This is a genomic window from Pseudomonas sp. MWU12-2345, assembly GCF_023242385.1.
Classification (GTDB): Bacteria; Pseudomonadota; Gammaproteobacteria; order Pseudomonadales; family Pseudomonadaceae; genus Aquipseudomonas; species Aquipseudomonas gingeri_D.
The window spans coordinates 225,968-246,949 of record NZ_JALLJA010000009.1 but is presented as its reverse complement, the minus strand read 5'-3'; the positions used below and the strand labels follow the sequence as shown (position 1 = coordinate 246,949).

Annotated in this window: 21 protein-coding genes; 11 read left to right on the top strand and 10 right to left on the bottom strand. The window is 59.7% G+C overall.

Annotated elements, in window-relative coordinates; translation table 11 throughout:
- Positions 1-42 precede the first annotated feature (42 nt).
- The 4 genes from M5C71_RS19410 (at position 43) to M5C71_RS19395 (ending at position 2,829) form a co-directional block, all read left to right on the top strand.
- Positions 43-759: an ABC transporter permease subunit gene (locus M5C71_RS19410; RefSeq protein WP_100942876.1), complete on the top strand. Its 717-nt coding sequence runs from the start codon at positions 43-45 to the stop codon at positions 757-759.
- A gap of 21 nt (positions 760-780) precedes the next feature.
- Positions 781-1,518 carry an ABC transporter permease gene (locus M5C71_RS19405; RefSeq protein ID WP_103494990.1) on the top strand — a complete coding sequence of 246 codons (738 nt, stop codon included), beginning with the start codon at positions 781-783 and terminating at the stop codon, positions 1,516-1,518.
- Between the two features lie 18 nt (positions 1,519-1,536).
- Complete coding sequence (locus M5C71_RS19400) at positions 1,537-2,328, top strand: ATP-binding cassette domain-containing protein (protein ID WP_152737459.1); 792 nt, start codon at positions 1,537-1,539, stop codon at positions 2,326-2,328.
- A gap of 228 nt (positions 2,329-2,556) precedes the next feature.
- Positions 2,557-2,829 carry a DUF2790 domain-containing protein gene (locus tag M5C71_RS19395; RefSeq protein WP_103494992.1) on the top strand — a complete coding sequence of 91 codons (273 nt, stop codon included), beginning with the start codon at positions 2,557-2,559 and terminating at the stop codon, positions 2,827-2,829.
- A gap of 67 nt (positions 2,830-2,896) precedes the next feature.
- On the opposite strand, the gene M5C71_RS19390 is transcribed toward M5C71_RS19395, so the two are convergent.
- The 5 genes from M5C71_RS19390 to M5C71_RS19370 form a co-directional block, all read right to left on the bottom strand.
- Positions 2,897-3,826, bottom strand: coding sequence for a LysR family transcriptional regulator (locus tag M5C71_RS19390; RefSeq protein WP_103494993.1), 930 nt, complete (start codon positions 3,824-3,826; stop codon positions 2,897-2,899).
- Positions 3,827-3,926: 100 nt separating this feature from the next.
- Positions 3,927-4,868 carry an aldo/keto reductase gene (locus M5C71_RS19385; protein ID WP_248744962.1) on the bottom strand — a complete coding sequence of 314 codons (942 nt, stop codon included), beginning with the start codon at positions 4,866-4,868 and terminating at the stop codon, positions 3,927-3,929.
- Positions 4,869-5,000: 132 nt separating this feature from the next.
- Positions 5,001-6,449, bottom strand: a complete 1,449-nt coding sequence (locus tag M5C71_RS19380; RefSeq protein ID WP_248768521.1) for an efflux transporter outer membrane subunit — start codon at positions 6,447-6,449, stop codon at positions 5,001-5,003.
- Positions 6,450-6,468: 19 nt separating this feature from the next.
- Positions 6,469-7,941, bottom strand: a complete 1,473-nt coding sequence (locus M5C71_RS19375; protein WP_248768520.1) for a DHA2 family efflux MFS transporter permease subunit — start codon at positions 7,939-7,941, stop codon at positions 6,469-6,471.
- Positions 7,938-9,074, bottom strand: a complete 1,137-nt coding sequence (locus M5C71_RS19370; RefSeq protein ID WP_248768519.1) for an HlyD family secretion protein — start codon at positions 9,072-9,074, stop codon at positions 7,938-7,940. The genes M5C71_RS19375 and M5C71_RS19370 overlap by 4 nt, the downstream gene beginning before the upstream one ends.
- A 219-nt stretch (positions 9,075-9,293) precedes the next feature.
- Between M5C71_RS19370 and M5C71_RS19365 the strand changes: the two genes are divergently transcribed.
- From M5C71_RS19365 to M5C71_RS19355, 3 genes are all read left to right on the top strand, one after another.
- Positions 9,294-9,917, top strand: coding sequence for a TetR/AcrR family transcriptional regulator (locus M5C71_RS19365; protein WP_248768518.1), 624 nt, complete (start codon positions 9,294-9,296; stop codon positions 9,915-9,917).
- Positions 9,918-9,962: 45 nt separating this feature from the next.
- The gene (gene mug / locus M5C71_RS19360; protein WP_103494999.1) at positions 9,963-10,502 is read left to right on the top strand and encodes a G/U mismatch-specific DNA glycosylase; all 540 of its coding nucleotides are present in this window, start codon (positions 9,963-9,965) and stop codon (positions 10,500-10,502) included.
- A gap of 85 nt (positions 10,503-10,587) precedes the next feature.
- Positions 10,588-11,778, top strand: coding sequence for a cyanate transporter (locus tag M5C71_RS19355; RefSeq protein ID WP_248744958.1), 1,191 nt, complete (start codon positions 10,588-10,590; stop codon positions 11,776-11,778).
- 64 nt (positions 11,779-11,842) lie between these two features.
- On the opposite strand, the gene M5C71_RS19350 is transcribed toward M5C71_RS19355, so the two are convergent.
- Positions 11,843-12,058, bottom strand: a complete 216-nt coding sequence (locus M5C71_RS19350) for a hypothetical protein (protein WP_152737450.1) — start codon at positions 12,056-12,058, stop codon at positions 11,843-11,845.
- Positions 12,059-12,300: 242 nt separating this feature from the next.
- Here M5C71_RS19350 and M5C71_RS19345 point away from each other — a divergent pair, with 242 nt between their 5' ends.
- Positions 12,301-13,221 carry a LysR family transcriptional regulator gene (locus M5C71_RS19345; protein ID WP_248768517.1) on the top strand — a complete coding sequence of 307 codons (921 nt, stop codon included), beginning with the start codon at positions 12,301-12,303 and terminating at the stop codon, positions 13,219-13,221.
- A gap of 99 nt (positions 13,222-13,320) precedes the next feature.
- Here the strand turns inward: M5C71_RS19345 and M5C71_RS19340 are convergent, their stop codons facing one another.
- Entirely contained in the window at positions 13,321-13,569 is a 249-nt protein-coding gene (locus tag M5C71_RS19340; protein WP_248768516.1) for a plasmid stabilization protein, read from the bottom strand.
- Positions 13,570-13,668: 99 nt separating this feature from the next.
- Positions 13,669-14,286: a LysE family transporter gene (locus M5C71_RS19335; RefSeq protein ID WP_152737448.1), complete on the bottom strand. Its 618-nt coding sequence runs from the start codon at positions 14,284-14,286 to the stop codon at positions 13,669-13,671.
- Positions 14,287-14,464: 178 nt separating this feature from the next.
- On the opposite strand from M5C71_RS19335, the gene M5C71_RS19330 reads away from it, so the two are divergent.
- Complete coding sequence (locus tag M5C71_RS19330; protein WP_248744951.1) at positions 14,465-15,277, top strand: polysaccharide lyase family 7 protein; 813 nt, start codon at positions 14,465-14,467, stop codon at positions 15,275-15,277.
- Between the two features lie 39 nt (positions 15,278-15,316).
- On the opposite strand, the gene M5C71_RS19325 is transcribed toward M5C71_RS19330, so the two are convergent.
- A complete protein-coding gene (locus M5C71_RS19325; RefSeq protein ID WP_248768515.1) occupies positions 15,317-16,258 on the bottom strand; it encodes a 2-hydroxyacid dehydrogenase in 942 nt (313 codons plus the stop codon).
- A 320-nt stretch (positions 16,259-16,578) separates the two neighbouring features.
- Here M5C71_RS19325 and M5C71_RS19320 point away from each other — a divergent pair, with 320 nt between their 5' ends.
- Together M5C71_RS19320 and M5C71_RS19315 are read left to right on the top strand one after the other, a co-directional pair.
- Complete coding sequence (locus tag M5C71_RS19320) at positions 16,579-18,603, top strand: methyl-accepting chemotaxis protein (protein WP_177103528.1); 2,025 nt, start codon at positions 16,579-16,581, stop codon at positions 18,601-18,603.
- 118 nt (positions 18,604-18,721) lie between these two features.
- On the top strand, positions 18,722-20,299 hold the full coding sequence (locus M5C71_RS19315; protein WP_248768514.1) for a sensor domain-containing diguanylate cyclase: 1,578 nt from the start codon (positions 18,722-18,724) through the stop codon (positions 20,297-20,299).
- A 68-nt stretch (positions 20,300-20,367) separates the two neighbouring features.
- Here the strand turns inward: M5C71_RS19315 and M5C71_RS19310 are convergent, their stop codons facing one another.
- Positions 20,368-20,886, bottom strand: coding sequence for a GNAT family N-acetyltransferase (locus tag M5C71_RS19310; RefSeq protein WP_248768513.1), 519 nt, complete (start codon positions 20,884-20,886; stop codon positions 20,368-20,370).
- Between the last annotated feature and the right edge of the window lie 96 nt (positions 20,887-20,982).

The window sequence follows — 20,982 nt, the reverse complement described above, 5'->3', positions numbered from 1 at the left end:
GTTGCCGGGTTGCTTGAACCTTCATCATAAGTGGGACCTTCTATGAACCTCTTGCAGCTACTCAGTTTTGGTGACTCAGGCTGGGGAATGGCGCTGCTCAAGGCAGCAGGCATGACCGTGATATTGACCCTGGCGGCGCTGCTGGTGGGTGCGGTATTTGGCAGCCTGGTCGCGGCGGCCAAGCTATCCCGTCGGCGCACCCTGCGCTGGCTCGGGGACTTGTATTCGATTCTGTTCAGGGGCATCCCTGAGCTGCTGGTGATCTACCTGTTCTACTTTGGCGGCGCCAGTGTGGTCACCGCGGTGGGCCACTGGTTCGGCGGCGAAGGCTATATCGACGTGCCGCCTTTTCTGGTGGGCGCGCTGGCGGTCGGGCTGATTTCCGGCTCCTATCAGGCCGAGGTCTACCGTGGCGCTTTTCTCGCCGTCTCCAAGGGCGAGCTGGAAGCCGGATTGGCCATCGGCATGAGCCGGGCCATGCGTTTCAAACGGATCTTGATCCCCCAGGTACTGCGCTTCGCGCTGCCCGGGCTGGGCAATGTCTGGCAAATGAGCTTGAAAGACTCCGCGCTGATTTCCGTGATCGGCCTGGTGGAATTGATGCGGGCCAGTCAGGTCGCGGCCGGATCGACCCGGCAATATTTCACGTTCTACATCATCGGGGGCATCGTGTATCTGGTTCTCACTGGCCTGTCCGGTCGGCTTTTCAACATGGCCGAGGCTCGCGTGCGTCGCACGCAGCAGCGCAGCCCAGTCTAGTCAGAGTCGGAAGGACTACTTATGATCGATTTTCCGTTCCTCGCTGACACCATGCTCAAGCTGTTGGCCGCGTTGCCCACCACGCTGACGCTGTTTTTCTGCTCATTGGTGATCGGCCTGACCCTCTCCGTCGGCATTGTCAGCCTGCGGGTCAGCCGCTGGTGGTTCTTCAGCTACCCGGCGCGTTTCTACATCATGCTGTTTCGCGGCACGCCGCTGCTGATCCAGATGTTCCTGATCTACTACGGGCTGGGCCAGTTCCCAGCCATCCGCGACAGCTTCGCCTGGGTCCTGCTCAAGTCGCCCTATGGCTGCGCGGTGGTTTCACTGGCCCTGTGTACCGCCGGTTATACCGCCGAGATCATTCGTGGCGGGCTGCTCAGCGTACCCCAGGGGCAGATCGAAGCCGGCAAGGCCGTGGGCATGTCGCCGTGGGAATTGCTGCGCCGGATCATTGCGCCGGTCACCCTGCGCCAGGCCCTGCCGGCCTACTCCACCGAAGCCATCTTGCTGGTCAAGTCCACGGCGCTGGCCAGCCTGGTGACGGTGTGGGACGTGACGGGGGTCGCGCAACAGATCATCCAGCGCACCTATCGCACGATGGAAGTGTTCATTTGCGCGGCCATGATCTACCTGGTGCTGAATTTCCTGGTCGTCCGTGCAGTCGCCTGGCTTGAGTATCGTCTCTCGCCGCACTTGCGGGAGCGACCAGTCGACGCCATCAAAAAAGCCAGCCCTTCGCTGCCTACCCATTCCTGATTTGATACGGAGCCTGCCATGAGCACTCAGTCCGCCTCTGCCCTGTCGGTGACTAATATTCAGAAGTCCTTCGGCAGCGCCCATGTCCTCAAGGGCATTTCCCTTGAAGCCCACAAGGGCGACGTGATCTCGATCCTCGGCGCCAGTGGATCCGGTAAAAGTACCTTCCTGCGCTGCATCAACCTGCTGGAAACCCCCGATCAGGGCATCATCACCGTCAACGGTGAAATGATCGAAATGAAGCAGCACGCCGACGGCCGCCAGACCCCGAGCAACGCCCGCCAGGTCGAGCGCATGCGCAGCTGCCTGGGCATGGTGTTCCAGAGCTTCAACCTGTGGTCGCACATGACCGTGCTGCAAAACGTCATTGAAGGCCCGATGCGGGTGCTCAAGCGCTCCCGTGCCGAGTGCGTCGAGGAAGCCGAGGCCCTGCTGCACAAGGTCGGCCTGTACGATCGTCGCGACTATTACCCGGCGCACCTGTCCGGTGGTCAGCAACAGCGCGTGGCGATTGCCCGTGCACTGGCGATGAACCCGCAGGTGATGCTGTTTGACGAACCGACCTCGGCCCTTGACCCTGAACTGGTGGGCGAAGTGCTGCGGGTGATGCGCTCCCTGGCCGAAGAAGGTCGCACCATGCTGGTGGTCACTCACGAAATGGGCTTTGCCCGCCACGTGTCAAACCGGGTGGTATTCATGCACGGCGGCTTGATCGACGTCCAGGGCACGCCGACGGAACTGTTCGAAGGCTTGCCTACCGAACGCTTCAAGCAATTCGTCTCCAGCCATCATGAGCGCACCACCGAATAAAGCCGCTCGGCGCCATTACCTCGCGGAACGACAACGGCCCCTGATTTGGGGCCGTTGTCTTTTCCAGTCGGTCATTGATGTGGAATCTGGCAACAGTGTTTGTCCAGTGAGCCGCTATATGGGGGAATAACAAACACCTAATATCGTCTCTACCCAGTGAGCCAATGCAATAAGCATTAACCCCTCACGAGGTAAACACTCGAAACTCCAGACGACACGGTGAACATCATGAACTTCGCAAAAATGGCATTGGTTCTTATTCTTGGCAGTGCAGCGGCGCAGGCATTTGCCGACGACGGCTATTCAACAGCCGCCACCAGCCAGCTCCCGGTTGAAACGTACACCGCTGCAGCAAAACCCGATATCGAGAAAGTCATTGCCATCACCGAGGCCGCCGACCAATGCGCGCCGGTGCCCGTGCAGATGACCTATGACGACTCCCACGGCCAACGCCATATCCTGCAATACGATGTCATGGGTAGCGGCTGCTCGAACGGCTGAGTGCCTTTGTGGACGATGGAGGGTCGACACTCCTTCCCCGCACGGCCAGATGAAAAAGCCATTATCGTTATTGTGAACCGACAATTTCCTTATTGGATGCCAACAACTCCGGAATCGCGCCTTTGAGAAACTCGACCCAGGTTTTTATCTTGGCATCGACGAACTTTCGCGAGGGATAGATTGCAAACAGATTCAACTCTTCAAGATGATGGTTGGGCAGTACCCGCACCAATGTTCCGTTCCTCAGTCCCTCGACAGCCGAAGCAATCGGCTGTATCCCGATCCCCATTCCGCTTTTTATCGCAACGGTCATGCCGTCGGCGGTATTGATGTGCAAGGGAGACAGGGGTGTCGTGACGCTCTCCAGGCCTTCGGGCCCTTCGAATATCCAGTTTTCAGCCGGCATCACCGTGTTCACGATTCTCAGGCAGTCGTGTGAACAAAGATCCCCCGGAGACTCGGGATGCCCGCGTTTTTCCAGGTAGGCGGGCGACGCACACAGAATGCTGTAGGTGCTACCGAGCCGCTGGGCGACAAAGCCTGAATCGGGCAAATCCCGCGCCAGCACAATCGACATGTCATAGCCCTCCTCCAGCAAGTCAGGCAGCCGATTGGTCAGGACCAGATCAAACATCACCGAGGGATGGGTCTCTCGATACCTGGCAATGGCCTGGATCACATAGTGATTGCCGATGGCCGACATGGCGTGAATCTTCAGCCGGCCAGCCGGCATGACCTGAGCCGTACCGGCCTCTTCTTCCGCTTCACGCACCTCATCAAGGATTTTCTCGCAGCGCTGCAAATAACGCACACCGGCTTCGGTGAGGGCCAGGCGCCGGGTCGTCCGATTGATCAGGCGGGTTTGCAGTCTGGCTTCAAGGCTGGAGACGGCTTTGGAGACGTTGGCGGTGGTACTGTTCAGGATCTCGGCGGCCCCGGTAAAGCTGCCGCTTTGAGCGACCACCGTGAAAAAACGCATGGTCTGGAAGACATCCATCGTTTCCACCTCGGCAAATCAGCAAAAATACCATAGCCCAGCCTGGAAAATGGCTCGTAAAAAAGGGGCGGCCCTGCAACAGCCGCCCCCTGCTTATGCGTTATTTCTTGCGCGGAATAAACCCGGGCACGCCGGTTTCCACTACCGAGTTGAAGCGTATCCGGGTGGTGATATCGTCCCGGATTTCAGCCATGGCCCGATGCGGCAAGGTGGCAATATCGAAGTTTTCCTGGATATGGCTCGGTGTTGCGCTGGTGGTCAGAAAAGCGGTTCCCCGCTGTACCGCCCAGGCCAATGCGACTTGCGCCGGGGTTTTCTGCAAGCACTGGGCGATTCCAGTCATCACCGGTTCTTCCAGCACATTGGGTTCCATGCCATGCCCCAATGGCGCAAATGCCAGGAGGATAATCCCGTGCTCCTGGCAGAACTCGAGCAGTTCCCATTCAGGCAGATAAGGGTGGGATTCAACCTGCACGACGGCGGGTTTTATCCGCGCCACGGCCACCAGCGCTTTCAACGCGTCCAGGGTGATATCAGACAAACCGATGGACCTGCACCGGCCTTCATCCACCAGGCGCTCAAGGGCCCTCCAGGTCTCGATCAAGGTGACACCCGAATCGTAGATGACATGCCCCTGAAAATCCCTCGGGTCCTGGTCATCGCCGGGCTGAAAGGCAAACGGCGTATGGATCAGGTAGCAATCGATGTAATCCACCTGAAGTCGGCGGCAGCTGGCGGCAAATGCCGGCTCGACGCGCTCGGGACGATGGTTGGTATTCCACAGCTTGGTGGTAATGAACAGCTCTTCTCGCCGAACCTTGCCGGCCTGTAAAACCTCCTGCAGAGCAACACCGACACCTTCTTCGTTGCGATAGCGCTCCGCACAATCGAAATGACGAAAGCCCGTTTCCAACGCGGCCTTGACCGCTTGCGTGGTCACCGAGAGGTCTCGAAACAGCGTGCCAAAACCAACGGCCGGCATCTCGCCAGTTCCGTGGGCAATAGGGAATTTGGTGTCGCGAAGCGCATCGTGATAAGTCATGCCTTTACTCCATTGCCTGGGGCCACTACCGCAACCACGGCAGTGACCGTTCATAAAATTTCGGGAGGCCGGCCAGTTCGCGGAAACGGTCCGCCAAGACATGGCTCGGCTATGGGTTCGGCCTTGCCGCTGTCAGCGACCCGCCACTTTTTGCCCAAGTACACCGACGGAGTTACCGCCCAGCGCCACGAACAAGCGCACCGTGTCGAGATACCGCGCGGTCTTCACGCGGATCTGTCCCAGCAGCGCCTGTTGATACGCACGCTCGGCCTCCAGCACTTGAAGAACACTGTTCTCGCCTTGCGCATAGGCCTGTTGGTTCAAGCGCAAACTGGTTTCGGCGGCGCGCAGCGCGTCCCCTTGGGCGAGGTTTTCCTGCTCGTCATGATTGATGGCCTGCAACGTGTCAGCGACCTGGCCGAAGGATTGGATGACCGTCTGCTGGTAGCCGGCGAGAGACGCCTTGTAGCCGTCGACGGCTGCCTGGCGTTCAGCCTTGAGCGTTCCGCCATCGAAGATCGGCCCCGCCAGTCCCGCCGCAAAGCCCCAGAGCGCCGCGCCGCCATTGCCGGAAGCGGCCTGCGTCAACGATGCGGAAAGCTCGACATGCGGATACAGGTTCGCGGTCGCGATCCCCACGGCGGCACTGGCCATCTGCAAGTCAGCCTCGGCTTGCCGGACATCGGGCCGGTCGTGGGCCATTTCCGAGGGCAGGCTGACCGGCACACCGGAGGGCAAGGCAAATTCGGCCAGGTCGAAGTCCGGCGCAATCCAGTCGGCCGGCCCCTTCCCGGTCAGAATCGACAGCGCATGACGTGCCGCATCCCGCTGCTGGGCCAGGGACGGCAACAGCGTGCGATCCTGCGCCAAGCGTGTCTCGGCCAGCGCAACATCGACCTGCGTGGTGCTGCCATTGAGGTGGGCCATGCGCACCAGCTCAAGATTCCGGGTGTCATCGGCCAGCAGTTTCTCGACCGCCGCCATTTGCGCGTTGGCAGAGGCCACCAGCAGCGCCTGGCTGGCGACGTTGCCGGTCAGGCTCAGATACGCCGCCTCGTAGCGATGCGTCTGAAGATCAACCAAAGCCGCTTGTTGTTCGACCCGCCGCTTGTTACCACCGAACGTATCCAGGTCGAAGCTGACTTGAGGCCCGATGCTGTAGAAGTTGGCCACCGATGGGTCGGCGGCGGTATGGACCCGCTGGCGACCGGCCTGGGCGGCAAAATCGACCCGCGGATAGAGCGCGCCTTGCGCCGCAACCACGGACGAAGCCGCCTGCCGGAGCGTCGCGTCAACCGCCACCAACTCAAGATTGCCCTCGATTGCCCGACGGACAACCCGGTCGAGCTTGGGTGATTGAAAGGCCGACCACCAGTCACCGTTGATCTTCTGGCCCAGGTCAATCCGGCCCTTCTGACCGAGGCCCTGCTCGGCCTGCTGGTCATAGTGCTGCGACGCGCTTTCCGAGGGTGCCTTGTAGTCAGGGCCGACGGTACAGGCGGACAGGAAAAAAGCCGCCGACACCGCACCGACCGTCGTAGGGAAGAGGTGTCTGTTGAGGACGAATGCATTGGGTTTCATTTGCCAGACTCCACGAAAACTAGTTGGTCGGAACGGGTTTGCGAAGCAACACCACCAGCGGACTCACCAGCAGCATCACCCACAGCAAAATCTTGAATTGGTCGACGATGGCGATGAAGGCCGCCTGGCCGGTGATCATTTCGTTGAGCGCGCCCAGCGCCGGCAAGGACGTCGAGGCGGCCATGCGATACGCGGTCAGATGACTGGCCAGCGCCTGATGCATCGCCTGCGTGTTGTTGAAGAAACAGGCCTGCACCACTGCCACGCCCAGGGTGCTGCCGTAGACACGGGCCAGATTGAAAAAGCCCGTCCCTTCCGGGCGCAGCTTCGGGTCCAGGGTGCTGAACGCCACCTTGCTCAGCGCCGGCATCGATACCCCGAGACCGGCGCCCTGGAGCGAACCGGCAACCGCCACCGGCCAGCCGTCCATCAAGGGTGAATAACCGAGCATCAGCCAGTTGGCATAGATCACCATGGCGATGCCCCCCGCCACGAAAGGCCGGCGGTCGAAACGTTCGGGAACACGGCCCATCAGCAGGAACGCACCGACCAACCCGACACCCCGCGGTATCGTCAGGTAGCCCGTGGTGTCAGGCGGAAAACCGAGCAGTTCATCCAGCATCGGCGAGGTCAGCGCCATGGTCGACAGCAGCACAAAACCGAGGGCGAAAAACATCACGGTCGACAGCACGAAGTTGCGATCCCGGAACAAGCCCTTGCTGAGGAAATGCACCTTGGCGGTCAGCACATGCACCACGAACAGGTAGAGCCCCAGCGCACAGGCCAGGGCTTCCAGCCAGATTTCCAGCGAGTCGAACCACTCCAGGCGCTCCCCACGGTCGAGCAGCATTTGCAGGCCGATCATGCCGAGCGTGAAGCTACCGAAACCGAAGAAGTCAAAGGGCGGACGTTTCTCGGCCTTTTTCTCCGGCAACAAAAATGTCACCACGAGGAAGATGAACAGCGACAACGGAACGCTGATGTAGAAGATCGAACGCCAACCGTAAAGCTCGCCAAGCCAGCCACCGAGACTCGGGCCACTGACGATGCCCAGCAGCACAATGGCCGTCCATATCGGGCCAAAGGTCCCGCGCCGTGCGGGCGGTAAAGTCTCCATGGCAATCGCCATCGACAGCGGTGCCAGCACGCCACTCGCGGCGCCCTGGATAATCCGTGCACCGACGAACTCCAGCGGCGTCGTTGCCTGGGTCGCGAGCAACAAACCCAGGACAAAGCCGGCTATCGCGGCTTGATACACCCGCTTCAAACCGAATCTCCCGGCAAGCCACTGCGCCAGCGGCAGGGTGATCGCGCTCGCCGCCAGATACGAAGTGAAGACCCAACCCGCCTGGTCATCACTCATCGACATCGCCCCCTGGATAAACCGGAGCACCGCGTTCGGCAGCGGCAGGCTGGCGGACTGCATATAGGTCACGAACAGCGCGGCAAACCTGAGCGTAAGCGCGCCCTCCCCTCCGGGCTTGGCGTTCATTGGTCAGTCCCCGCGCTCAACAGCGCCGCGATCGGCTTCCACCAGGACGAGCGATAGCCGGTATCGACCTTGACCGTGGCGCTGGTGCCGGAGAACAACGGCAGATCCGGATCGGCTTGATCGAGTTCAAGTCGAACCGGAACCCGCTGGACCACCTTGACCCAGTTGCCGGTGGCATTTTCCGGTGGCAACAGGGCGAAGTCCGCGCCGGCCCCCGGGCTCATGCTGATCACGTGGGCCTTGAAGGCGTGCCCCGGATAGGTGTCAATACGGATCATCGCGGCCTGGCCCGGATGCATATGGGTCACCTCCGTTTCACGGAAGTTGGCCTCGACCCAAACCCGCCGAGACAGCAGGGCAAAAGCTGGCGCCCCATTGCTGACATAGTTGCCCACCTGCAAATCGTCGACCTTGGCGACGATGCCATCGTCCGGCGCATACACCGTCGCGTAGGAAAGATAGAGCTGCGCCTCATCCAGCTGCGCCTTGGCCTCACGAATCGCCGGGTGGCTGTCGACGTCGATATCCGGATTGCCGTTCAGCGCAACCACCGTGCTGGCGATCTGTTGTTCGATAGACGCCACGTGCTGCCGCGCCATTTTAAGGTCGGTGTCCGCGCGCTCATAAACAGAGCGCGAGACAAACTCGGTCGCCACCAACGCCTGCTTGCGGGTGAACTCCCGTTGATCGAAGCCGGCCGACTCCTTGGCCGATTGCAAGTCGGCCTGTTGCTGGCGATAGCTGGCCTTGAGTCCCTGGATACGCAACCGCGCCACGCTCAGTTGGGCTTCGGCGCGGTTGACCGCAATCTGGAACGGCTCCGGATTGATCCGAAACAGCACCTGGCCCTTGCGTACGGGCTGGTTGTCCTCAACGGCGATGTCCACCACCTGCCCGGAAACCCGAGGGTTGACCGAGGCCTTCGCCACCCGGGCGTAGGCGTTATCGGTCGAGACATAGGGTTCGCCGGCCAGATAGCGGGCATACCCGAGTGCCGCGAAAAGCACCGGAACACCGACCATCAGCAGTGGCCGCAACCGCTCGTTGATTGGTTTGCGGACAAGCGTGCCAGCCGGGTTCGGTCCTGGGTGCTCGAAGGTCTGCGAAGCGGGGATGTCGAACTGTTGGGTCATGATCGAATGCACCTTTAACCGGGAAATCGGAATTGCTGTGAGAAAGCAGTCCATGCGCGGTCTGGAGGGTTGCCCCAGCGCACCTGTTTCATCGCAGCACCACCCGGTTCGAGCTCCGCCACAACAAATCCGAGATTCAGGAACTTCTGGTTCCTTAATTTTGTGCGATGGTGTAAGAATATCCCCACGCAAGCCTTCACTCAAGGATTTTTATACAACATGGCACAAAATAAAATCACCGAAGCCAAAGGCCGCGGCCGGCCTCGTGCGTATGACCCGCAGACCGCGCTGCAGCAGGCGCTTGGGGTTTTCTGGAGCACCGGGTATGCCGGCGCGTCGCTGGACAGCATCGCCACGGCGGCCGGAATGAACCGTCCCAGTCTCTATGCGGCGTTCGGCGACAAACACGCCCTCTATATCAAGGCGTTCGAGCAGTATTGGGCGCAGGCCTGCGCCGCCGTGCACGAGGCCCTGACGGACAGCACGCTGACCTTGCGCGAGGCGTTGCTGGGTTTCTACGAGGGGCAGTTGTCGATCTATTTCTCGGGTGACGGCCAGCCGCGGGGCTGCTTTGTAATCGGCACGGCCACCACCGAGGCTGCCGAAGACCGTGAAATACGCGACCTGCTTGCGGATCGCCTGAGCCAGCTCGACGCCGATCTCGAAGCACGCCTGCGCCTGGCCGTCGCCGCTGGCGAATTGAAAAGCGATGCCGACCCGGCCGCCCTTGCCGTACTCGCCTCCTCCCTGCTGCACAGCCTTTCGATACGGGCTCGAGCGGGCAAACCCCGCGCCGAATTGACGGAGCTGGCACGCAATGCGGTCAAGGTGATCTGCGGATGAGCTTGAACGAGGTGCTCGGCACCCGCCGGGCTTGCGAGGTGTGGGGTGGCTGAAAGACTCGAAGACATTCTTGATGAAGGCCTTGCGGTGATTTTCTGCGGTATCAATCCGGGACTACTGGCCGCCGCCCAGGGGCATCACTTTGCCGGCAGAAGCAATCGTTTCTGGCGCACGCTGCATCTGGCCGGCTTTACCCCTGAGGAAATCCGCCCGGAAAACGACCGGACAATCCTGCAGCATGGGTGTGGATTGACCGCCGTGGTTGAACGGCCCACGGCGCGCGCGGATCAGCTGTCTCCCGCTGAATTCACCGCCATCGCCAGGGACTTTGAGCACAAGATCGCCCGCTACGCCCCGCGCTTCGTGGCCTTTCTCGGCAAGGCGGCGTACTGCGGCTTGTCCGGCCAACGAGACATCGCCTGGGGACTTCAGCCACAGACCTTCGGCCATGCGGCGGTCTGGGTGCTGCCCAATCCCAGTGGGCGTAATCGTGCGTTCAGCCTCGATCAATTGGTGGCGGCGTACCGTCAACTGCATCTGGCGGCACTCGGGCACCTTTCGGTCCTGAAAGCGGCTGAATCCTAATTTCTCGATATCCCAGCCTACTTATTAAATTGCGCCTGCCCATCCGCGACGGCCTAATTAGAGCTTTGTTAACCAAGGCTCCCGAATGGAACATATACGAGCTTCAAGCACCCACGCCGCAGGGTTGATGGTCAGTGTGGTGTTGGTCGCCCTCAATCTGCGGCCGTCGATGGCCGCGGTCGGGCCCTTGCTGTCGGCGATTCGCGGGGATATCCCCTTGAGTTTCAGCGCCGCGTCGTTACTGACCATGCTGCCGGTCATGGCAATGGGACTGGCCATGTTCCTCGGCATGCGCATCGCCCAGCGCTTCGGCGAACACCGCACCATCGTCCTGTCCTTGCTGGTCATCGGCCTGGCGACGGCTTCGCGACTCTACCTGGACAGCACCGTCGAGCTGATCCTCAGTGCGGTACTCGCGGGTCTCGGGATCGCCCTGATCCAAGCGGTGATGCCGGCGCTGATCAAGTCGCGCTTCAGCCACAACGTCTCGCTGTTCATGGGGATCTATGTGACCTCGATCATGGGCGGCGCGGCGCTCGCGGCGTCGTTCTCGCCGTTCGTCCTGGCACAGACTGGAAGCTGGCGGATCAGCCTCGCCATCTGGGCGCTGCTGGCGCTGGTCGGCCTGGTGGTCTGGTTCGCCCAGCGCTCGGCGGTTCCGCACTTGCCGCAGGCCTCGACGAGCCACCAACAGGAGTCATTCTTCAGCAATTCGAGGGCCTGGCTGCTGGCGATCTTCTTCGGCCTGGGCACGGCGTCCTACACCTGCGTGCTGGCCTGGCTGGCGCCCTACTACGTGGAAAAAGGCTGGAGCGAACAAAGCGCCGGCTTGCTGCTGGGCCTGCTGACCGCCATGGAAGTGGTGTCCGGCCTGGTCACCCCGGCAATCGCCAACCGCAGCCAGGACCGACGCCTGGTGCTGGCGGTCTTGCTGGCGTTGATCATCGCCGGCTTCTGCGGCCTGATCCTCAGCCCGGAACGCTTCACCCTGCTCTGGCCATGCCTGCTGGGCCTGGGTATCGGCGGGTTGTTCCCGATGAGCCTGATCGTTTCCCTCGACCACCTGGACAACCCGCGTCGTGCCGGCGGCCTGACCGCCTTCGTGCAAGGCATCGGTTATCTGATCGCCGGGCTCTCGCCGCTGATTGCCGGGGTGATTCGTGACCAGTTGGGCAGCTTCGAGTGGGCCTGGTGGTCACTGACGGCGGTGATGGCCGTGATGATCGTGATGGTCCTGCGCTTCAATCCGAAGCACTACGCACAGCACATCCACTAGTCGTCGCGGTCCTTTCCTGGCTGATCAGCCTGCCATTGGAAATGGGGTTCCATGGAAACGTCCTTCAGGGAACGAAGGGGTCATTTGCCCCTGCCTTCAACCACGGGCGCAGCGCTGTCGGATCCACCCGATCCGACAGGTACAGGGGCGCGCCGTCAGCGCGGTAGCGGACCAGGGCGGCAAAGGCGCCATAGTTGGCGACTTGCCGTTGCCCTTCGAACAAGGCCGGTAGCCCCGGGCAATGCTGGCCGGCGGCGTCCCGCCAGTTGGCAATATTCATGTTCATCCCGCGTGGGCCTGAAGGACCGAGGCGTCGCTGACGACCACAAAGAGGGAGATACAATCATGAATCATGGCGATTTTCTTCTTGGCAAGGATAACGCGAGGGCCAGGCCTTTATAGTGAAGGGGTCGCCCACAGGCTATTTAAAAAGCAAATTCCATCCCCTAATATGTCAATCGGCTGCTTGTCTACAAACATGAGCAAAAGTAACGCCTATGGAACCTGACCGAGACGGATTTTATGCTCAATAGCAATTTGCTCAGAAAGCTGGACATGCAGGACCTGATGGTATTCGTCGCGGTTTATGAGCAGAGCAGCGTCACCGAGGTTTCCGAAACCCTTTGCGTCAGCCAGTCCACGGTCAGCTACTGCCTGAAAAAGCTGCGGACCAGCTTCGAGGACGAGTTATTCATCCACACCCGTAATGCCATGTGGCCGACCAGCAAGGCCACCCGCATGTACAGCCACGTGGTCAACATTATAAAAAACATCAACCTGTGTCATTCCGGAGTCAACGTATTTGACCCGACTGAAAAAGAGATCACTTTTAATATTTGCGCACCGGAGTACTTCGAACTCCTGATCCTCCCCGACCTGCTGAAAAGCTTTATCAAGAGCAACCTGCCGATCATTGTGAACACCCACAAGTTCCACAAGGATGTTCCGGTCGAACAATTGGTCGACGGTCGTATTGACCTGGTGATTTGTGCCGGTCCGAACTTTCATCGTGACGCCAAGCCCTTCAAATCAAAGATCCTGCTGGACGACGATCTGGTGTGCGTGGTCGACAAGCATTTCACGCCGCCAGAGAACAGGTTCAACCTGGACACCTTTGTCGCGCGCCAGCATATCTTTCCGACGCCCTGGACCTCAGACACCAACATGGTGGACGGCTGGCTCGGCAAACAGGGCTATACCCGGCAGATAGTCGCCCGCGCCAACAGCTATGTGGCGGCACTTGAAATGCTCAGTGGAACCGATCTCGTTCTGATGTTGCCTCGCCGTCTCCAGAAGCGGATCTGTGACGAAACCAAGTTCGCGTTTTGCAAGCCGCCGGCGGGTTTGCCCAGTTTCACCATCGACATGTTGTGGGACAGGAAAGCCGAGCAAAACACTGCCAATACCTGGCTGCGCGAGCAGATTGCCAAGGTCTGTGCCTAGGGGAGGGTAAATGACGCCTGGAGTCCACGAGTGCTCATGGATTTGGAGTTTCTTTATCAGGTCGCATTATTTCGGACAGGACATTGGTCTCCAGAATGATTACGCATCGAAATTCGGAGGTTCACGCATTACCTCGCGTGGCACGATGTCCAAATCCACACCACCTAAAGGTTCGATCCGTGCACGAATGGCATCGACTAGCGAGCCGGAGCACCCGGACACTACTGACAATGCCGAACGCAGGATATCGCGCGCCTCCTCCTCCATGGAGCGACCATGTAGCGCCGCCTGCACTCGCAAGCGCGCTTTTAGCTGTTCATCAACATCACGAATCGTCATGCTAGCCATGGAACATCCTACCGTTCATCAATGAACGCATTTTGAGCATTGATTTCAATCAAGACAGTTCCTTTACGATCTTGAATGCATCTTGCAACCCATGCACCGTCAGCGCACCCCTCTGGCAACAGCCAGCAAAACACCAAAACCCACCAGCAACCCGCCGAACGCGCGGTCGATCCAGTGACGCACCGCCATCAACCGTTCACGCACGGCGCTCGCCGAAAAGCACAAGGCCACCACACTGAACCAGGCCATATGCGCACCCGAGATAAAAGCCCCGTAGCCGATCTGCACGGCCAGCGGCGTATCGGGACGTACCACCTGCATGAACAGGCTGATGATAAAGATCGTCGTCTTCGGGTTCAGGACATTGGTCAGGAAACCCGTGCGCAGCGCGGCAAAGTCCGACAGTGGTGCGACAGCGCTCTCGGCCAGCGTTCCGCTGGGCTGGGTTCGTAGCATCTTCACCCCCAGCCAGATCAGGTACGCAGCCCCTGCCAGCTTGATGGTGTTGAACAACCACAGCGACTGCTGGATCAGCAGCCCCAAACCAATCAGCGTATAGCTGACGTGGACCAGCACGCCCAGCCCAATGCCCAGGGCCGTGAGCACGCCCGCTCGACGGGACAACATCAGGCTGTTACGCGTCACCATGGCGAAATCGGGGCCAGGGCTGATGACAGCCAACAGGGTAATGGAGATCACCGCCAAGAGTTCCGCCATGGCCAATCCTCTGGAAAACGTAAAAGTTAGCGTGATCATAAACGAATAGCCTGCGGACCAGAAACGCTGATGACTCATATTTCATTGGGTGGCCGGGACCCGACACGCTATCGTAGCGCTCTAAAGCCCTGCTCTTTTAAAGTGATCCAATCCAAATCAACACTTGGAGTAACAGAAGATGATGGCGAGCCCATACAAACTGATCAGCACCAAATCCATTATCAACTTCACAGCCGCTATCACCATGACACTCAGTTGCACCTACGCCTTTTCACTCGATGCCAGCAAAGCACCAGGCCATAACTTTCCAACGCTGACCAGCTCGTACCTTCTCCAGGATTTCAATGACGCCAACCTGCCAGAAGAAATATCGATAACCGACAACTTGCAGAATTCATATTTCTACACAAACTGCTACACATCAAACAATTGCCACAAAGGCGTGCCTGAGGGCGCCATCATTTTCAGCACACCCTCAGGACTCAAAGCCACCGCCCACAGCGACTACCCCCGCGTTGAGCTGAGAGCCAAGAGAGAATTCACCATCGGCGGCCCACTGAATGCCAGCCAATCCGGTGAAGCCTATATCGTGCAGAACCCACACACCAAGTCCATTATCTTCGCGCAGATTCATGGGGATAAACCAGGTGGATCGGAGCTGCTCAAGCTCCGCTGGAAGGACGGCGCCATTATTGCGGGAACAAAAACGCACTATGGCGACAAAGAGAGCCGATCAACCTTGTTATCCGGCATCAGCCTTAACGACAAAATAGATTACACGATAGAAGCCAAAGGCTCTGACAATGAAATGACCTTGCGGGTTAAGGTGACAGCGGCGGGTCAAACATCAAGCAAGACGTTCATCTTTCCGAAGTCAGGATGGGACGGCGTAAATTTGTATTTCAAAGCCGGGAATTACAATCAAACCTCTGACACCACCGGGGATGTAGCTATTGTGGCGTACAGCGCCCTGAATATTAATTACGAATAAAAAATGGAAGAAGCGCAAACATTGGCACAGCGGCCAGTATCAGGGCACCGGTGTCAGGACAGGGCTTCCTGAGAAATACGCCGTCAGGTTTTCAATGACCAGCTGCAGCGTGGCGGTGACCGCTTCCGGTGAGCGCCCCGCTATATGCGGCGTCAGGATCAAGTTATTCAGGTTGGCAAATGCCGCCGGCACCTCAGGCTCGCCTTCCACGACATCCAGTGCCGCCCCGGCAATTTCCCTGTTTGTCAGTGCCGAGATAAGTGCAACGGTATCCACCACGCTGCCTCGGGCGATATTGACCAGATAGCCGTCGGGGCCAAGGGCTTTCAGTACCGTGGTGTCGACCAGATGAAATGTCCCCGCACCACCGGGCGTGGCCACGATCAGGAAATCGGCCCAGCTTGCCAAGGCCACCGGCGTATCAAAATAGGTGAAGGGCGAGTCGTGTCGTGGATGACGGCTGTGATACCCCACCGACATCTCGAATCCGCCGACGCCACGCCGGGCAATCTGCTGCCCGATATTACCCAACCCCAGGATCCCCAGTTTCTTTTTCGAGAGCATGGGACGTGGCTGTCTGGAGTGGGCCCATTGGCCGTGACGAACGGCGGCATCGGCTTGCGGAATGCCTCTGACAATGGCCATCAACAAGGCGATCGCATGGTCAGCGACCGAGGCGTCATTGGTGCCGGGGCCGTGTGTCACGACGATGTCGCGTGCACGAGCCGCAACCAGATCGACCTTTTCGTAGCCCGCGCCCTGGGCGCAGATGATCTTGAGTTGAGGCAGGGAGGCCATTTCGTCGGCCGAGAGTCCCGTAGACCCGTTTGTCAGAACGGCTTGAATCTGAGGGCCGAGCGCCTTGAGCGTGCCGGCCTTCACTTCAGCCGACAACGCCACATGGGTTTTGAAGCCGGCGGCTTCCAGGCGAACAAGACTTTCGGGAGCCAGTTCGATCAGAACCAGGAGATCTCGGACCATGGTCAGGTACTCTTGATTTAGCCTACGCATGTTGGGAGCGTTCAGCCCCATAGACTACATGATTCGTTGCAAGCGACCTGCCCCTCTCTGCTCTGGCAGATGCGCATTGTCGTGCAACCAACAACCGTCGGCGAAGTCAGCCTGACCGGTTTCATTGATCAAAATCAAAACTCGAAATCACATTGATATCACGCTGAACAGCACGGGTTGCGCCGGGACAACGCTCAAATCAGCATCGCCAAGCCCTGCAAGCGCCCCTACGGCAAAGGACCGCTGTTATCCACAATAACAATCCGCGGTTTACCCTGAGGTAGTCCTTGATGAATCTCTCTCATTTGCTCAACCGGACCCACTCCTCGTCGTCGGGCACCCTCAGCGTGCTCAGTACCGCCAGTGAACTACAGGCCAAGCTGCAGGCAGTTCGCCTGGAGCCGGTATTCATCTCCGGCTTCGTGTCCCCGCACCTGGACCTTGACCAGATCGCCCGCACGGTCCGCCAGCGTTTCCCGAGCTGCATCATCAGCCTGTGCACCACCTCCGGCGAACTCTGCGGCACGGCCAGCCAGCTCTACTGCCCTACCGGCGAACGCTGGGACCGGATCGTGCTGCAGTTGTTCGATCGCAGCGTGATCGCCAGCGCGGAAATCGCCATGGTGTCCCTGGAGTGCGCCGACATCCGCGGCGATAGCAAACGCATCAGCATGCGCGAGCGCATCTCCCGCCTGGTACACAACCTCAAGGCGGCGCAAGTCCGCACCCAGATTGACCAGCGTGACACCTTGGCCTACATCCTCTTCGATGGCCTGTCGGCGTCCGAATCCTTCTTTATGGAAGCCCTTTACGAATCCGGCCGTTTCCCCTGCCTGTTCGTCGGTGGCTCGGCGGGCGGCAAGGGCGATTTCAAGAAAACCCTGATCCATGACGGCAACCGCAGTTACGAGAACCACGCCCAGATCGTCTTTCTCAAGTGCTCGCCCGGTATCCGTTTTGGCGTATTCAAAAGCCAGAATTTCCAACCCTCGACGCTGACCTTCAGCGTCCTGACCGCGTCCCTGGAAGATCGCACCATTCACCAGGTCATCGACGCCCAAGGCAATATCAAGACCATGGTCCAGGCCCTGGCTGATGCGTTCAAATGCACGCCGCAGACACTGGAGCAGCACCTGGGCGACTACTCCTTCGCTATCCGCGTGGGCCAGGAACTGTTTGTCCGCTCCATCGCCCGCATCGACCCGGCGCAAGGCCTGGTGCACCTGTTCTGCGACGTGGCGCCGGGCGAAGAGCTACTCATGGTCAAACGCACCTCGATCCGCGACGCCACCCGTACCGACTACCAACGCTTCCTGCAGGGCAAGGGCGGCCAGCCGATTGCCGGCATCCTCAACGACTGCATCCTGCGCCGGCTGAACAACGGCTCGGAACTGGACGCCATGACCGGCCTGTTCGGCGACGTACCGTTGATCGGCTTTTCCACCTTCGGCGAAATCCTGGGGCTCAACCTCAACCAGACCCTGACCGCGATCTTTTTCTTCCGCGTCGCCAAGGGGGCCAGTTTCGAGGATGACTACGTCGACCGCTTCCCGATCCACTACGGCGAATTCAAGGCCTTCTTCCTGCGCCGTCAGATCAAGAAACTGGTGGGCCTCAACCATGTGCTGGTCAAGCAGATAGAAGCCTTCAAGAACAACAACTTCGTCAGCACCCTCGACGTGAGCGGCCTCGACGAAAACCTGCAACCGGTGTTCCACGGCCTGACCGACCTGGGCACCGTGCTCGACCAGGCCAACCGCCATCAGGAACAGATCGCGGGCCAGTTGCAGCACTATTCCCAGGAGCTGCACCTGTCGATGGACGACCTGGCCACCACCATCGACCGGCAACACGACGTCGCCGCCGAAGCGCGCTCGACCTTCGACGGCCTGTCCACCCAGGCCGACGAAGTGGTCGGCGGCGCCCGTGAGCTGGCGCAATCGAGCCTGCGTATCCAATCGATCGTGCAGGTGATCCAGCAGATCGCCGGCCAGACCAACCTGCTCGCCCTCAACGCCGCCATCGAAGCGGCCCGGGCCGGCGAAATGGGCCGAGGCTTTGCCGTGGTGGCCGATGAAGTGCGCAAACTGGCGGAGATCACCCGCAAGAATGCCGGGGAGATCGGCGTGGATATCGATCGACTGTCGTCCGAGATCCAGAAAGTCGCGGTGCAGATCGAAGACCAGTCCACGGCCGTGGGCACCCTGCGCAGCTTGCTCGACGCCCTGGAAGACTCCGGCCAGATGACCGAAGGGACCTCTCGGCGGACCAAGACAATTGCCGATACACTAACGGGGCTGACACGCCGCGGTTGAAGGCCCCCCAGCAATAGCAGACCCCGGGAACGATAGGGCCGCGTAAGCCACGCGCGCCCATCGTCCCCGTGCTTCACCCACGCTACAGGTATTCCCATGTCTATCCGGATCTCATCAAATGCCCACCCGGCCAAAGCCAACGCTTAACCTGCGCACTCTCATCCTGCTGATTGCACTACTCTCCGCAGTCACCACCCTGGCCAACAGTTTCTGGGTTATCTACAAGGTTCAGAAACAGGAACTGATTACCCACGCACTCGATAACAACAAGGACTATGCCTCAAGAATCGCCGCCGGTATCGAGCAAGTCCTCAGCTCCGACATCGACAAGCTCAAATACAGCGCCAGTGTTATCGGCAAGGGTTTTAACGACCAGGGACGCCTGGGTGACGAAGCCCTGCGATTGCTGAATCAGGACAACAGTTTCAACTCCATCCTGATGGCCAACGCCTCCGGCACGGTCGTGGCATCGGCGCCAGAAAGTCTGAACATCAATGGCCAGGCGCTGCGCAACACAGAGCCCTTGCAAAGCCGCGAGCCGAAGATCAGCAACGCATTCAAGTCGATCGCCGGCAATCTCGTGATCTTCATCTCTTATCCCGTATTCGGCGCCAGGGGAGAATACCTGGGCCTTATCGGCGGCACCGTCCGGCTCGACCAGGAAAACGCCCTGCACACCCTGGTCGATCAGCATGTCCGCCATGACGGGGCCTATGTTTATCTGGTCGACAAAACACGTCGCGTGCTCTATCACCCTCGACCCGAGAACATCGGCACCATCGTGGGAGATGACCCCATCGTGGATGCTGCCTTGCAAAACAAGAACGGTAGCCTCCAGTCCCACGATGCCAACGGCATCGAGATGCTTGCCGGCTTCGAAACCGTTTCCAGCAGCGGCTGGGGCGTGGTTTCACAACAGCCGCTCAACAATACCCTGGCGACGCTGAATCACCTGATGGCCAAGGTCGGCAAGGGAATAGCCCCGCTGGGACTGCTCGGCCTCGTGCTCATCTGGTGGTCGGGGACGAAGATAGCCAGCCCCCTTTCCCTGCTGGCCAGGTATGCGAAACGCCTGGATGCGCCTGACAGCTACAAGCGCATCAGTGCGGTTTCAGCCTTTTTCAACGAAGCCTGGCAAATCCGTCGGGCCCTGCTGTTCAGCGTCGGCCTGCTGCAGGAAAAGATCAGCCGGCTGAACCGGCAGGCCCAGAGTGATGCGCTGACCGGGCTGGCCAATCGCCGGGCTATGCAAGATGCGCTGACGCTCTGGGAGGAAACCGGTCATTCATTCGCCGTTGTGTCCCTGGACATCGATCACTTCAAGCGGGTAAACGACACCTTCGGTCATGGTGCGGGCGATGAAACCCTTCGAATCGTCGCCGACCTGATGAAACAGAACTCACGGGCGAACGACTTGCCCTGCCGGGTGGGCGGTGAAGAGTTTGTGCTGCTGCTCCCGGACAGCTCGCTCAAGACGGCGGCCGAAGTGGCCGAACGGCTTCGGGTCTCGATCGAAAGCAAAGCCATCGATACCGTCGGACATATCACGGTTTCGTTCGGCGTTGCCCTCTGGACACCAGAGAAGGAATCCGTCGCCGCGGTATTCGACAAGGCGGACAAGCTGCTGTACCGGGCCAAGCAGAACGGCCGCAACTGCGTGATGGTGGAAGAAGCGGAGCTACCCGAGAAAACCTAGACTGGCGCCGGGCCGACCACGTGATCGTTGCTCGGCACACTTGGCCGCCATCAGGGTACATCTCTGCGTCAGTCGTCCAGGCGCAGCCCCATTTGCTCTTCATCATAAAAGCGTCCGCCGACCCACAGCACGCGGGGCTTGATGCCGAAGGACTCGAAGCCAAGCGAGCGATAGAAGTTGCTGGCGGCGAAGTTCTCGGTATTGACGGACAGATGGAGCTGAATGACGCCAGTCGCCCTGGCCTGCGCGACGACGGCTTCGAAGAGTTTGCGCGCGACGCCTTGTCGACGATAAGCCGAATCAACAAAGACGCCCCATACAAAGCCGGTGTGCTCGGCCTGTCGAACAGGCTCACGGTGCAGGCTGGTGACCCCTATCAGGTGTTCTCCGACAAAGGCCCCGAACACAATCTCATGCACAGTGGCATGAAGCAGGGCCTCGGTTTGCGCCACGGGCCACGCCAGCTCTTCCTCGGCCGTTGGCCACATGGTGGAGGGGGCATCGACAATCGCGCGAAGGCGGATTTCCCTGTACGGTTGCGCATCAATCTCCGACAGCGGCCTGATGGTGATATGGCTGTCTTGCATAGACGCGAAACCTCTTCTGCGAATTGAAAGCCAAGTTCCGGCATGCGGTGTCAGGCCGGGTGCCTGGCTGTTGAGTCTGAGGACTCTATATAGGGG